Annotated in this window: 13 protein-coding genes and 1 tRNA gene; 11 read left to right on the top strand and 3 right to left on the bottom strand. The window is 62.6% G+C overall.

The genetic code is table 11. From position 1 onward, the window contains the following. The 3 genes from ACFWB0_RS17970 (at position 1) to ACFWB0_RS17960 (ending at position 3,317) form a co-directional block, all read left to right on the top strand. On the top strand, positions 1-984 hold the full coding sequence (locus ACFWB0_RS17970) for a zinc-binding dehydrogenase (RefSeq protein WP_378491836.1): 984 nt from the start codon (positions 1-3) through the stop codon (positions 982-984). 151 nt (positions 985-1,135) lie between these two features. Next, positions 1,136-2,884, top strand: a complete 1,749-nt coding sequence (locus tag ACFWB0_RS17965; RefSeq protein WP_378491819.1) for an alpha/beta hydrolase — start codon at positions 1,136-1,138, stop codon at positions 2,882-2,884. A gap of 55 nt (positions 2,885-2,939) precedes the next feature. Then, positions 2,940-3,317, top strand: coding sequence for a hypothetical protein (locus ACFWB0_RS17960; protein ID WP_378491818.1), 378 nt, complete (start codon positions 2,940-2,942; stop codon positions 3,315-3,317). Positions 3,318-3,431: 114 nt separating this feature from the next. Here the strand turns inward: ACFWB0_RS17960 and ACFWB0_RS17955 are convergent, their stop codons facing one another. Together ACFWB0_RS17955 and ACFWB0_RS17950 are read right to left on the bottom strand one after the other, a co-directional pair. Next, a complete protein-coding gene (locus tag ACFWB0_RS17955; RefSeq protein ID WP_378491817.1) occupies positions 3,432-5,198 on the bottom strand; it encodes an oleate hydratase in 1,767 nt (588 codons plus the stop codon). Between the two features lie 18 nt (positions 5,199-5,216). Beyond that, positions 5,217-6,071, bottom strand: a complete 855-nt coding sequence (locus ACFWB0_RS17950) for a 3-hydroxyacyl-CoA dehydrogenase (RefSeq protein ID WP_378491816.1) — start codon at positions 6,069-6,071, stop codon at positions 5,217-5,219. 370 nt (positions 6,072-6,441) lie between these two features. Here ACFWB0_RS17950 and ACFWB0_RS17945 point away from each other — a divergent pair, with 370 nt between their 5' ends. The 7 genes from ACFWB0_RS17945 to ACFWB0_RS17915 all read left to right on the top strand — a co-directional run bounded on the left by ACFWB0_RS17945 (position 6,442) and on the right by ACFWB0_RS17915 (position 11,304). Continuing rightward, positions 6,442-7,353, top strand: coding sequence for a mechanosensitive ion channel family protein (locus ACFWB0_RS17945; RefSeq protein WP_378491815.1), 912 nt, complete (start codon positions 6,442-6,444; stop codon positions 7,351-7,353). Continuing rightward, positions 7,350-7,811: a hypothetical protein gene (locus ACFWB0_RS17940; RefSeq protein ID WP_378491814.1), complete on the top strand. Its 462-nt coding sequence runs from the start codon at positions 7,350-7,352 to the stop codon at positions 7,809-7,811. The genes ACFWB0_RS17945 and ACFWB0_RS17940 overlap by 4 nt, the downstream gene beginning before the upstream one ends. Positions 7,812-8,118: 307 nt before the next feature. Next, the gene (locus ACFWB0_RS17935) at positions 8,119-9,108 is read left to right on the top strand and encodes a linear amide C-N hydrolase (RefSeq protein ID WP_378491813.1); all 990 of its coding nucleotides are present in this window, start codon (positions 8,119-8,121) and stop codon (positions 9,106-9,108) included. 143 nt (positions 9,109-9,251) lie between these two features. Next, positions 9,252-9,848: a DUF3558 domain-containing protein gene (locus ACFWB0_RS17930; RefSeq protein ID WP_378491812.1), complete on the top strand. Its 597-nt coding sequence runs from the start codon at positions 9,252-9,254 to the stop codon at positions 9,846-9,848. A 29-nt stretch (positions 9,849-9,877) separates the two neighbouring features. Continuing rightward, positions 9,878-10,207 (top strand): hypothetical protein, encoded by a 330-nt coding sequence (locus ACFWB0_RS17925; protein WP_378491811.1) that lies wholly within the window; start codon positions 9,878-9,880, stop codon positions 10,205-10,207. 98 nt (positions 10,208-10,305) lie between these two features. Continuing rightward, positions 10,306-10,944, top strand: a complete 639-nt coding sequence (locus ACFWB0_RS17920) for a DUF3558 domain-containing protein (protein WP_378491835.1) — start codon at positions 10,306-10,308, stop codon at positions 10,942-10,944. 30 nt (positions 10,945-10,974) lie between these two features. Beyond that, positions 10,975-11,304: a hypothetical protein gene (locus ACFWB0_RS17915; protein ID WP_378491810.1), complete on the top strand. Its 330-nt coding sequence runs from the start codon at positions 10,975-10,977 to the stop codon at positions 11,302-11,304. Positions 11,305-11,397: 93 nt separating this feature from the next. Here ACFWB0_RS17915 and ACFWB0_RS17910 read toward each other — a convergent pair. Further along, positions 11,398-11,469, bottom strand: a tRNA-Cys gene (locus ACFWB0_RS17910). Positions 11,470-11,602: 133 nt separating this feature from the next. Here ACFWB0_RS17910 and ACFWB0_RS17905 point away from each other — a divergent pair. Beyond that, on the top strand, positions 11,603-13,318 hold the full coding sequence (locus ACFWB0_RS17905; protein WP_378491809.1) for an alpha/beta hydrolase: 1,716 nt from the start codon (positions 11,603-11,605) through the stop codon (positions 13,316-13,318). Positions 13,319-13,378: the final 60 nt, after the last annotated feature.

Here is a 13,378-nt window from a genome sequence, read left to right as displayed (position 1 = left end):
ATACGACTGCACGCCTTCGGCGTTCCCGACAACCTGATCTACGAGCACCTTGCGGACCCTGCTCCGGGGCTCGGCGAAGTTCGTATCGCGGTCGAAGCAGCCGGAGTACACACCATCGAGACGAAGATCCGGCGCGGCGAGACCGTGGGACCACATCTGCCACCGGCACTTCCGCTCGTTCCGGGAGGGGAGGTCGCCGGCATAGTCGATGCGGTCGGCGACGGCGTCGAGCCGGCATGGATCGGTCGGAGGGTCGCTACGCACCTCGACGGCCACGGCGGCTACGCCGAACTCGCCATCGCTCGCATAGAGGACCTCTACCCCATCCCCGACGACATGTCCGCCGACGTCGCCGTCGCGATGGTCGGCACCGGTGCAACCACGCTGGGTCTACTGCACGCCACACAACCGACCGATGACGATGCCGTCCTCGTCCTCTCCGCCGCCGGTGGCATCGGCACGCTGCTCGTCCAGAGCTTGCGTCGTGAGGGCATTTTCGTCATCGGGGCCGCCGGTGGTGCGACGAAGACCGCGCAGGTGCGCGAGAATGGTGCCGATATCGCGGTGGACTACAGCGACCCGGACTGGCCGGAGCGCCTTCCCTCTGCACCCCGGGTCAGTGTCGTGATGGACGGCGTCGGCGGCCGAATCGGGCGACAGGCTCTCGAACTTCTCGCGCCTGGTGGCCGGACCATCCTCTACGGGTGGGCATCCGGTTCGCCCACCGAAATCACTACCACCGACCTGATCTCCCGGCAGCTCACAGCGACCTGGGCACTCGGGCCACGCATGGTTCCGCCGGGCGGGTGGGACGCATTGCGCTCGACCTCCCTGGAGTGCGCTGCGACCGGGAAGTTCCGACCGCTGATCACACGCTTCCCACTGTCGGAGGCCGCAGCAGCCCACGCAGCGGTGGAGGCCCGGACAGCGCGCGGGAAGGTCGTCCTCACCGTCGGCGGTCGAACTGGACCCACAACTCGCTGATCGATATCACCACGACGTCGCACTCCTGTCTGCTAGCTTCTGATCTACGGCACCGCATTCCGTCGGTTCGACGTGGCTTCTGTGGCGGCACGCGGGCAGGCATGCACCACACCGCCCAGCATGCCTTCCCTTCCGATGAGAGCGATCGCAGATGACGTCTACGACCGACACGACCCCCGCCGCGTGCGCGCCGGAGGAGCCCGCGTTACCGCTACCGACACGATTGCGGGCCGGAATGCTGCGGTGGCTCGGACGCTTCCATCCGGTCGGGCTCGCCTGCGCGCTGCTGTTCTACTGCTGGTCGCTGTCGCCGTCGCTGCTTCCCCGCGCGTGGTACCTGCAGGGTGTGGCCACGGGTATCAGCGTGATCACGGGCTACGGACTCGGTGTTCTGATCGCGTGGGCCGTACGCAAATGTGGATTCACCACCCGATGGTCTCGGACTCAGAAGAAGGTCGGTTGGTGTGTGCTCGGGGCGGTCGCGCTGGTGATCGTGCCGACCTTCCTCGTTCTCGGGTCGTGGTGGCAGGACATCAGTCGTGAACTGGTGGGTGTGGAACCGGGAAGCAACTGGGACTACCCCGGTGTCCTCCTCGTCGCCGTCGTCGTCTCCCTCATCCTGTTGGCGGCAGGCCGGGGGCTGCGTCGTCTCGCGCAGGCGCTCACGCGCCTGGTCGTACGACTTCTTCCGGTGCAGGTCGCTCGAGCTGTGAGTGTCGTGGTCGTCGGGCTTGTCGTCGTCCTGGCGGTCGAAGGTCTTCTGTCGGTGGAAATCGCGCGAATCGCCAACGGGTCGGCAATGGTCGTGGACGAGGGCACACCCGACGGGGTTGTCCAGCCGCAGGTCCCCGAACGTTCCGGATCCGACACGTCGTTCGAGCCCTGGGATTCTTTGGGTCGCGAAGGACGCACATTCGTTGCAGGTGGTCCGACCGCGGAGGAGATCACTACTGTCACGGGCGAACCGGCGATGATGCCGATCCGGGTCTACGCCGGCTATCGCTCTCTCGATGGGCTCGAGAATCTCTCCGACATCGAGCAGATGGAGGTGCTCGCCGCCCACGTCGTGGCGGAGCTCGAGCGGACCGGAGCATTCACACGGAACTACCTGGCGGTCGCGACCACCACCGGTCGCGGATGGGTCAACCAGGATGTCGCGGCGGGCCTGGAGTTCCTCTCGGACGGAAACTCGGCCATCGCGGCGATGCAATACTCCTTCCTCGCCAGTCCACTCGCGTTCCTCGCCGACCGTGTCTCACCGCGCAACGCGGGTCGCGCACTGTTCGAGGCGGTGTACGACAGGTGGAATCGCCTGGACCCTGAAACACGTCCGAAACTGCTGGTTTTCGGTGAATCGCTGGGTTCGTACGGCGGGCAGTCGGCGTTCTCCGGCGCGCAAGACATGATCACCCGAACCGACGGTGCCCTCTGGGTCGGCACGCCGAACTTCTCGGAACAGTGGCGCCGCATCACCGATTCACGAGATCCTGGGAGCCGCGAGATTCTTCCCGTCGTGTACGGCGGCCAGAACGTGCGGTTTGCTGCAACGCCCGCAGATTTGACCGATCTCGACGGCGTCGGTGAATGGGACTTCCCCCGCGTCGTGTACTGGCAACACCCCAGCGACCCGATCGTATGGTGGTCCACCGCACTGATCCGGCATCGACCCGATTGGCTTCGTGAGGAACGCGGCGCCGACATCGACCAGGGAATGTCATGGATACCGTTCGTCACCTTCTGGCAGGTGACGCTGGATATGGTGTTCGCGGCCAACGTGCCCGGCGGACACGGCCATGCATATACAACCGAAGCCGTCTATTTCTGGGCGGACATCCTCGGAATCGAGGACGAAGCACGAGTGCAGACCATCTTCGAAGCATTGTCATCGAACGAATGGTGACCAGGAACTGTCATACTCGACCGACAGCAATTAGTCTGCCACTGAGAGGATCTCGATGAAGAGTGCCATTTGTTCCGCTGCTCGCGTCACAGCCATAGTTTCCGGACTGGCCTTCGCTGCAATCATCGGCTCCGGCACCGCCCAGGCGGCCCCTCAGGATTGCGCCATACAGCAGGATCCCTTCAACGCGACGGTGACCTGCCATGACGCCGATGCACCGCCCGGTAGGGAGTACGCGTTGATCGTCGACTGCTGGGGTCTTCACGGCATCCCCAACGCCTTTCCGCTGTACGCGATCGGGCCCTACAGCCAATCCAGTCCCTCATTCGCTCCCACAGGTCAGGCCTCTGGGACGTGCGGCACGAACTGGGGTGTTCCCTCGTACAATCTCGGTGTGATCACCGGTGCACATGTGGATATCTATCGCCAATAGCAGATATCGGGGACACGACCGCACGACTGCAGAACGGCACCATTTTCGCCCGGTAGATCGACAGTCGCCCAATGTGTTTCGTCGGGCACTGTCGATCTACCGGGCGAAACTCTCTCACTCCCGGGTGAGGATGTGGTACTCGTGCAGCAGCTGCCCGATCTCGTTCTCGTCGAGTTTCTTGCTCAACCGTCGTCGCATGAGCTTCGGCAGCGGGACGTTCTCTTCCTTCTTGTCGTTGAGGAAGTACGTCGCCTGCAGCAGCTTCCGGATGTCGTACGTCGATCCGAATACCTCGGGCACACCACGTTCTATGCCCAGCAACTCGTATGCGGCCTCCATCCCCGTGCGGACCGAGTACTCGGTGGTGAAGATGCAGTCGCGGGTGGTTTCCGCGAACTGACCGAGGAAGGCGAAGTTGACGGCACCTTCCGGGACCACGGCCGGCCGGTCCCCTGCCTGACGCGGCATGAAGAACGAGGTGACGTAGGGCATCATCACGGGTACTGTCTTCGCTGCATTCGCAGCGAGCTCAGGGATGTCCCCGATCGGAACACCCATGTGGTACAGCCATTCCTGCGTGATCTCTTCGCCCGTGCACTCCTGCATCGGCTTCTTCACGTAGTCGCCCGGAACGTCGACGAACAGCGAATACACCCACACGACTATCTGATCCTTGGGCTGCTGCTTGAAATGCGGCTGACGGTTCACTGTCCAGCTCATCAGCCACTTCGAATCCCGGGCGGTGACGATGCCTCCGGTGACGACACGCCCACTGAACGGATCCCGCTTACAGATCTTCTGGATGTACTCGGGGATACGTTCGTCGAGTGTCGTGACGGTCGCCGACTCCCATTTGGTTTCGGGGATGTGCGCACCGAACACGTCGGGGCGACCGAAGGCAGGATCCTTCTCGGCGATCCGACGCCACAGATCCCATGCCGGCGCGGGCCCCTCGTCGAGCCGCGCCGGTGTGTGGTGGTCGCCGTTGTTCGAATTCTCTGTCAACGAGCCGATGGTGGTGAGCACGAGATCATCGAGACCCAGATCGACGCCGCCCTCGGCTCCGCCGGAGATCCAGTGGATACGCGTGGCCTGTTTCCGTTCGGACGTGATCTCGAAATCGATGTCCGTGACCTCGGTGTCGAACCGGAAGTTCACACCCTGATCGAGCAGCCACGTGTACAGCGGCAGCACGAGCGACTCGTACTGGTTGTACTTGGTGAATTTCAGGGTGCTCAGATCCGGTAGACCGCGGATGTGGTGGATGAAGCGGTGCAGATACAGCTTGATCTCGAGCGCACTGTGCCACTCCTCGAACGCGAACATCGTGCGCCAGTACAACCAGAAGTTGCTGTCCAGGAACTCGCGGCCGAACACCTCGTCGATGCGCTTGTTCTCGAGTTCCTCACGCGGCGTGAGGAACACCTTCATGATGTCCTTCTGAGCCTTCGAACTCATATCGAACTTGAAGTCGGTGTGTGCGTCCTGCCCGCGCTTCTCCGTGACACGTTGAAGCGAATAGTTCGGATCGTCCTTGTTGAGCCAGTAGAACTCGTCGAGCACGCTGGCATCGTCGACCTCGAGCGACGGAACGGACCGGAACAGATCCCACAGACACTCGAAGTGATCTTCCATCTCGCGCCCACCGCGGATGACGAACCCCTTCTTCGGTTCCTTGATTCCGTCGAGCGCACCACCGGGCAACTTCAGCCGTTCGAGGATCGTGATCCGATCACCGGCCATCCTTCCGTCACGGATCATGAAGGCCGCCCCGGCCAGCGAGGCCAGCCCCGAGCCGACGAACCACGCCGACTTGTCGTCCACTCCCTCAGGCTTGCGTGGACGGGCGAATGCCTCGTAGTTGCCACTGCTGTAATACATTTCGTCTCGTTTCTCGTGTCAGGAGTACTTGTAGAAGCCTTCGCCCGACGCGAGGCCTAGCTTGCCCTTGTCGATGTAGTTCTCTTTCAACCACACTGCGAGTTTCTGCTGATCGCCGTCGCCGCCGGCCATGATGTTGTAGGGGGTGGCGAGCCCGACGATGTCGTAGATCTGGAACGGTCCGATCGGCGCACCCGTCGCGATCTTCCATGTCTTGTCCACGGCTTCGGGGTCGGCGTATCCGCCCTCAGCGAGTTCGGCCGCCGACGCGAGGAACGGCACGAGGAGCGAGTTCAAGACATATCCCGCTTTCTCCTTGTGCAGTTCGATCGGCACCATGCCGATCGCGGTCGCGAATTCGACCACCGTTGCGAACACGGCCGGGTCGGTGTCGGGTGTGCCCATGATCTCGGCCGTGTTGAATCGCCAGACCTGGTTCGCGAAGTGCAGTGCGAGGAACCGGTCGGGGCGCCCGGTGGACTCTTTCAGGTCGCTCGGAAGCAGCGTCGACGAGTTGGTGGCGAAGATGGTGGCTTCCGGCGCTGCCGCGCCGATCTTCTGGTAAATCTCTTCCTTGAGTGACAGAATCTCTGGGACTGCTTCGATCACGAGGTCGGCGGTCGCCACCGATCCGTTCAGATCCGTTGTCAAGGTGATTCTTTCGTGTGCTTCCCGAACGGTCTGCTCGGTGGCGCCCGGCACCTCTCTCTTGTACGTCTCGGCTAGTCCGGCGAATCGTTCTCGCGCACCCGCGAGCGCTTCGTCGCTGATGTCGTAGGAGGTGACTTCGTACCCTTTGTAGGCCGACTGGAACGCTATCTGCGACCCCAGGACGCCGGCACCGAGCACAGTCACTTTTCGAATTTCGCCCATTCGTACCTCCTTGTGGACCTGCCGGGTGTTCGCCGTCTTCCGCAGTCCGAATGATTACCACAAGCGCGTACAGTCGACAGTTATCGAAGGGCGGCGAAGACACCGACAAATCGAGATCCGGAGTTCCAGAAGGAAGCCGGTTTCGCGACGGATATTGGAACGATTCGCAATCTATCACAGCAAAGTAGCGTTTCGCCGGAATTCTGGATTCGACGAAACCTCCGTGTGAACCGGACCTCTGATAGCGTCGAATCCACGGCGCAGGACTTCTTCTCCAACGTCAATGTCGTCGTGCTGAACAAGTCATCGTGCTGAACAAACAGTGCACACTCTCGGGATGTCATCCCGATGCGTATCCACGGAGGTGCCGGTGCAGAACTTCACGGTGCTGCTGGCGCTCGAATGGGAGGCACCGCCCTGGACAGATCGCCTCATCCGGTGGCTCTCGCTGCAGGGAACAAGCCTGATCCTGTGGACCACCGGGGCCATCCTGGCTGCGCGCTTCGTGCAGTGGCTCGTCCACCGGGTCACCGACCACATCGACGGAGCATTCACCGAGTCCGACGCGATCGTGCGTTCGGAGACACTCAAACATCGGCACTCTGTCGCCCAGGTCATCGCATGGATCGCGTGCGTCGCGATCTACACGATCGCGTTCGTCAGCGTGCTGCGCAATCTCGGATTGCCCGTGACAGGTATCGTCGCGCCGGCCACTGTGATCGGCGCGGCCATCGGATTCGGAGCACAACGGATCGTGCAGGACCTGCTCGCCGGATTCTTCATCATCGCGGAGAAACAGTACGCGTTCGGCGACACCGTCAATCTCACCCTCACCGGAGCGATCATCACCGAGGGCACTGTCGAGGATGTCACTCTTCGGGTCACCCAACTGCGGTCGAACGACGGAGAGATGGTGACCGTCCCCAACGGGCAGATCCTGAAGGCAACCAATCTGTCGAAGGACTGGGCACGCGCGGTGGTGGACGTGCCCGTACCCGTCGGTGCCGACCTGAGCCGAATCAACGACATCCTGCAGAAGGTCGGGCACGCGATGTTCCTGGATAGTCGGATGAACAAGCTGCTGTTCGACGAACCCTCCCCCATGGGAGTCACGCGGCTCGAACTCGACACGGTGACGGTACGCATGGTGGCCCGTACCCTTCCCGGCCAACAGTTCGAAGTCGGCCGCGACCTGCGCCAGCGCATCGTCAGTGCCTTCGCGACCGCCGGCGTCGCCCACCTGCCGGACAAGACCGAAACGACCCCCAGCGGTGCATCATGACGCCGGACCCAACCGACGACGGCGCCCCGGAACCCACGGCGTCCGAACCGGTTCGGCAGCGCACACTCTGGAGCCGAATTCCTCGTCATCTCTTCGGTGGTCGCGTACGCACCGTCACAGCAGCACTGATCGTGCTGTTCCTCGCGACCCTGATGCTCTACAGCCAGCAATCGGCGTACTACGAAGCACTCGACGAGGCCTCCCACACCACCGCGCCCCCGGTCCACACCGACGCGCCGTCGGACGATGATGCGGTGACAACTCCAGCAGTGACCCGTTCGGTGACACCGACGTCCACGTCGGAACCCACGATCACCACCACCAGCTCTGTTCCCCCGGAAGCACCGGATTCCGAAGTGGAACCCACGACTCCTACGACGTCCGCCGGGACCGCCGACACGTCGGAAGCTTCGCCCACGACGGTCGTACCCACCACGACGTCGCTCAGCGACCGGTGAGAAGCAGAAATTCACCCCCTGAATTAACCCTCCCGTCGTCACCGAGATGGTCGATCGGGGAAGAAAGAGTGATAGAAAAATCGGGAGACCATTCGAGGAGGAATAAATCTTCCAGGGACGGAAGTCCTGTATCGCTTCATTTCCACGTGAGCCGTGGATACGACATCGACGAGGAATGCGCGCCGGACACATCGTCGATATGACGTAACCATTTCCGAACGCCTGGAACCGTTCGGATGATGCCAGTTGTAGCACCACTTTTGTGCTGACCGAAATCGGCCCCTCCGGGCCCGGAAAGGTGTAACGGATGTGCACTCGAGTCGTCTGGAACGAACCCTCAGGCGGTGTGCTGGTAGGCCGCAACATGGACTACCACCGCGACACCGGAACGAACCTGTGGTCGTTGCCGCGGGGCATCGAACGCAACGACGGTGTCGGTGGAGGTCTGACCTGGACCGCGAAGTACGGCAGCGTCGTGGCGGGGGCGTACGACATGATGACCGTCGACGGAATGAACGAGGCCGGATTGGCGGGACACATCCTGTGGTTGACCGAATCCACTTACGGCACATACGACAAGAGCAAGCCCGCGCTCAGCATGGCCGTGTGGATGCAGTACTTCCTCGACAACTTCGCGACGGTCGACGAGGCGGTGTCGTGGATCGACCGCACGGGCGTACAAGTAGTGCCCTTGGGTGATCCCGCCACCGGTGAAGTACCTGCCGTGCACTTGGCGCTGGACGACGCGACCGGAGATTCTGCGGTCATCGAGTACCTCGACGGCAAGGCCGTCGTCTGGCACAGCCGCGACCACGTCGTCATGACCAACTCCCCCACCTACGACAAACAGATCGAACTGCTGAAGCAGATCGAGGGCTTCGGGGGCGACAAGCCGATCCCCGGCACCGACTCTGCATCAGACAGGTTCGCCCGCGCCGCACATTACGTCGGTCGACTGCCGAATCCGGAGAACTCCGTGGACGCCGTTGCGGGAATGCTCAGCGTCATCCGTAACACCGCCCAACCCTTCCGAACCCCAGAACCTGGCAAACCGTATGCCTCACAGACGATATGGCAGACCGTTGCCGATCTGACCAACAAGCGGTACGTGTTCGAGTCGACCACCAGACCCAACATCGTATGGGTCGATCTCGACGATCTGAACTTCGACGAAGGCGCACCGGCCGGCCGGCTGGATCTACTGGGCGACACAGCGCTCGAGGGTGGTCTCGTCGGCCAGGTGTCGAACCACTTCGCGGAAAGCGGCCCGCTGCAGTTCCTCACGCTTCCGTCGTGAGCGTCCGGCAAGGTCCGACGCTGGCGAATTGCGCCTGACCCACTGACGAATTCCCATCCGCGCGCTTCCCAGCTGTCGCGGGAATCATGGGTGGGACCCGCTGTGCTAGCGTCGACCCGATTATCAGCGGATCGGGGGGTCGCGTGGGCGGGTGGGGGCGTGCAGCATTGGGTGCTGTGGTGATCGCGGTGGTGTCGGCCTGCGGGCCAGTGCCCGCAACAGTGGTCGACGACAGCGCCACTGTGGCAGCGACCTCGACGACCCGCGCACCACGCATCGTCGACGACTCGGGTCGCCCCGACATCGCCTTCGACCCCTGCCTCGACCTCCCCGACGACGTGATGACCGCAGCGGGGTACGACGCCGCGCACAAAAAGTTCGCGGACATGCCGATGGGGTCGTACACGTTCCTGGGGTGCGAATACAACAAGCACGACCTCGTCCCCGGAGTCAGGCGCGGTTACGGGCTCAATGTTCTCTCCGGGAACGTCAGTCTCGATGAAGAACTCGAGAAGAACGCCGACGTAGCGATCCCCACGACCGTCAACGGTCGCTCTGCTCTACGCGAAGTCGATCCGACCACCACCGACACCTGCCGCTACGTCCTTGAGACGGACTTCGGGATCGTCATATTCAGCAGGCTCCATTACAAGGACCACCCCGGGCCGTCTGCTCAAAGCGAGTGGTGTGCAGGAATGGAACACTTCGTCTTTTCGGTCGAGCCGTTCATCAGGAACTGAACACGTTCCCCACCACCACGGAGGCAAGTATGTCGGATTTCGTAAGACTCGACCCACACGTCATCGACGAGATTGTCGCGATCTGCAACACCACGCTGACGGAACTCCATCAAGCCTTGAAGACCACCGACAGACTCCAACTCGCCGAAGGCTTCGGGGACTTCGAATCCGCCCAGCAGCTCGCGGCCGGCTACGCGCGAAAAGGCGCAGGCACCCCCGAATCCGCCCGCGAACGCGTCGAGCAATTCATCGAAGCCCTCACCCAACTCCGCGACGCCTTCGCCTCCGGCGGCGAAGCCTTCCTCGACGCCCAGTTCGACTGGACACGGCAGCTTCAGAACATCGACATCGACGCATAGGCCCTACGCCCTATCCGCGCGCTTTCCAGTCATCCGCACCTGCGATTGCTGCTGTGAGCAACTGGGATCGTCGCGGGAATCATGGGTGGGAACCCGCTGTGCTAGCGTCAACCCGATTTATCAGCGAATCGGGGGGTCGCGTGGGTGGTTGGGGGCGTACAGCATTGGGTGCTGCGGTGATTGCGGTGGTGTCGGCCTGCGGGCCAGCACCCACAACAGTGGTCGACGACAGCGCCACCGTGGCAGCGACCTCGACGACCCGCACACCACGCATCGTCGACGACTCGGGACGCCCCGACATCACCTTCGACCCCTGCCTCGACCTCCCCGACGACGTGATGACCGCGGCCGGGTACGACGCGGAGCACAAAGAGTTCGCGGACATGCCGATGGGGTCGTACACGTTCTTGGGGTGCTCCTACGAGGGGACTGTCAGTGTGCCCGGAGTCTTGGCCCGATACGACCTGAACGTTATGGCCGGCAATGTCTCCCTCGGCGAGGAACTGGAGAAGAATGGTCATGTCGCGACAACGACCACCATCAATGGAAGGCCGGCGTTACTCGAGGTTGACCCGAACACCCGCGACACTTGCAGATTCGCACTTCAGAGCGACTTCGGGGTCGTCATCTTCAGCAGGATCTACCAGAAAGACCACACCGGCCCAGTCCCTCAACACGAGTGGTGTTCAGAGTTCGAGAGTTTTGTGGCTTCTGTCGAGCCATTGCTGAAGCGATAGGCCGAAACACATCTGTCAGAAAGGCATCCTATGTCCGAGTTCGTCAGACTCGATCCACACGTGATCGACGAGATCGTCGCGATCTGCGACACCACGCTCGACGAGTTACGGAGCGCACGGCGGATCACGGACTTCCTCGCCATCGGTCACAACTTCGGCGACTTCGAATCCTCCAAGCAACTCGCGGCCGGCTACGCGCGAAAAGGCGCAGGCACCCCCGAGTCCGCCCGCGAACGCGTCGAGCAATTCATCGAAGCCCTCACCCAACTCCGCGACGCCTTCGCCTCCGGCGGCGAAGCCTTCCTCGACGCCCAGTTCGACTGGACACGACAGCTTCAGAACATCGACATCGACGCATAGGCCCTACGCCCTATCCGCGCGCTTTCCAGTCATCCGCACCTGCGATTGCTGCTGTGAACAACTGGGATCGTCGCGGGAGCGCTGACAATTGAGAGCGGATGGCGGGAGTCGAACCCGCGTTGACGGTTTTGCAGACCGCTGCCTTGCCACCTCGGCCACACCCGCGTGAGTACAGCATGTCATGCGGCTCCCACGGTTTCACGAGTTGGAATCTGCGCGATCCTAATTGATTCGATGTGCCCCAGGTCCTGCCAGACAATGACCCACGCGAAGCATCGTTCCCGGATAGTGTCGCAACGTGAGCACCTCTACTGCGCACGACGACACAAGCGAACCACTGGCCCCCCATCGACCGTATTACTCGGTCTTCGGCCTTGATTTCGTCGGACTTGTCGTCGCCCTCTTCTTCTTCGCATGGAGCCTGAGCCCGTCGCTGATCGCCCGCGAGTGGTACTTCCAAGGATTCGTCAGCGGGATCACGAGCATCATCGGCTACGGTATCGGAGCCCTCCTCGCGTTCCCTGCTCGGCGGTGGATCGCGCCTCACCTCACGTGGTGGCGGCGACGGCACACCGCCCGGCTTATCGCGCAGGTCGTGGTGGCGATTGCGGCGGTGTCGACGCTCGTCGGGAGCCTGCTCGTCGCAGCGGACTGGCAGAACGAGGTCCGCGCCCTCATGGGCATCGAGGCCACAACCGGATTCGCGTATCTGCGCACCGGTCTCGTCACCGTCGCACTCTTCCTCACGATCCTGTACTTCGCGCGGAGTGTGCGGTGGGTGGGGCGCAGATTTGCGGAGTTCCTCGCGACGCGGCTGCGCGTTCCGGTGGCGGCAGCGGGTGTGCTCGCACCGGTGATCCTTGTGGTGGCAACCGTGGTGTTCGTCGACGAGGTTCTGCTCGCAAGCAGCTCCACCGCGGCACGAATCGTGTTCGCCGGCGACAACAACAGCACCGACCCCGGCATGTCGCAGCCGTCGGAGCCGGAACGGTCGGGCAGTTCCGCGTCGGAATCGTCGTGGGACAGCCTCGGCCGCCAGGGACGCACTTTCACCGACGGAGGTATGCGCGCCGACGAATTGACCGAACTCAACGGCGAACCCGCCCTCGAACCCATACGGGTGTATGCGGGTCTCGATGCGGATGGCAGCACCGAGGATCAGGTGCAGCTCATTCTCGACGAGCTCGATCGAACCAAAGCCTGGGACCGCGAGATCCTCGTGCTGTCCGGCACCACGGGTACCGGTTGGGTGAACCCGATCGCCGCCGATTCCCTCGAGATGATCTACAACGGCAACTCGGCGATCGCTGCCATCCAGTACTCGTTCCTGCCGAGCTGGATCTCTTTCCTCGTCGACGGCTCTGCGGCGAAAGCGGCGGGTGATGCGTTGATCAACGGCGTCCACGAACGGTGGTCGCAGCTCCCCGAGAATCAACGACCGAAGCTGGTGGTCTACGGCGAAAGCCTCGGCTCACAATCCGCCGAAGCAGCATTCGACGATCTCACCGACCTGCGCAACGACATCGACGGCGCGCTGTTCGTCGGTCCACCGAATTCGAATCAATTGTGGCGCAGCATTGTCGAACACCGCGATCCCGGCTCCCCTGAAGTCCTACCCGTCTACAGCGACGGGCTCGAGGTGCGATTCGCTTCTGATCTGCAGACCCTCGAATCGCAGCAAGGGCAGTGGAAGGACCCCCGGGTGCTGTATCTGCAGCATGCGTCCGACCCGGTGGTGTGGTGGGGGCCGGGTCTGCTGTTCGAGCGACCGGACTGGCTCGCCGAGCCGGCCGGGCAGGATCGCGCCCCGTCGATGCGGTGGTATCCGATCGTCACGTTCTGGCAGGTCGCCGCCGACATCATGGTCGGAACATCTCCCCCCGTGGGACACGGACACAATTACGAAGACCTCATTCCGTACGGGTGGGCCGCGGTCACTGCACCTGAAGGCTGGTCCTTCGCCGACACTCAGCGAGTTGCGGCGGCCCTCTCCCAGCTGCACGACGAGCCGTGATCACCCGACTTCTTGCCTGAGTGTGCACACTGGATACATCGCACACGAGCAGAGGAGAAG

This window comes from Rhodococcus sp. NPDC060086 (assembly GCF_042730275.1).
In the GTDB taxonomy this organism is placed as follows: domain Bacteria; phylum Actinomycetota; class Actinomycetes; order Mycobacteriales; family Mycobacteriaceae; genus Rhodococcus.
The sequence above is the reverse complement of the archived record's forward strand: the minus strand, read 5'-3'. Positions and strand labels throughout refer to the sequence as shown.

What these genes read in the sequence shown, in the direction of transcription:
- ACFWB0_RS17960 (WP_378491818.1), top strand. Translation starts at nt 2,940, where the DNA reads ATGAAGAGTGCCATTTGTTCCGCTGCTCGCGTCACAGCCATAGTTTCC.
- ACFWB0_RS17950 (WP_378491816.1), bottom strand. Translation starts at nt 6,071, where the DNA reads ATGGGCGAAATTCGAAAAGTGACTGTGCTCGGTGCCGGCGTCCTGGGG.
- ACFWB0_RS17925 (WP_378491811.1), top strand. Translation starts at nt 9,878, where the DNA reads ATGTCGGATTTCGTAAGACTCGACCCACACGTCATCGACGAGATTGTC.
- ACFWB0_RS17955 (WP_378491817.1), bottom strand. Translation starts at nt 5,198, where the DNA reads ATGTATTACAGCAGTGGCAACTACGAGGCATTCGCCCGTCCACGCAAG.
- ACFWB0_RS17940 (WP_378491814.1), top strand. Translation starts at nt 7,350, where the DNA reads ATGACGCCGGACCCAACCGACGACGGCGCCCCGGAACCCACGGCGTCC.
- ACFWB0_RS17935 (WP_378491813.1), top strand. Translation starts at nt 8,119, where the DNA reads ATGTGCACTCGAGTCGTCTGGAACGAACCCTCAGGCGGTGTGCTGGTA.
- ACFWB0_RS17915 (WP_378491810.1), top strand. Translation starts at nt 10,975, where the DNA reads ATGTCCGAGTTCGTCAGACTCGATCCACACGTGATCGACGAGATCGTC.
- ACFWB0_RS17965 (WP_378491819.1), top strand. Translation starts at nt 1,136, where the DNA reads ATGACGTCTACGACCGACACGACCCCCGCCGCGTGCGCGCCGGAGGAG.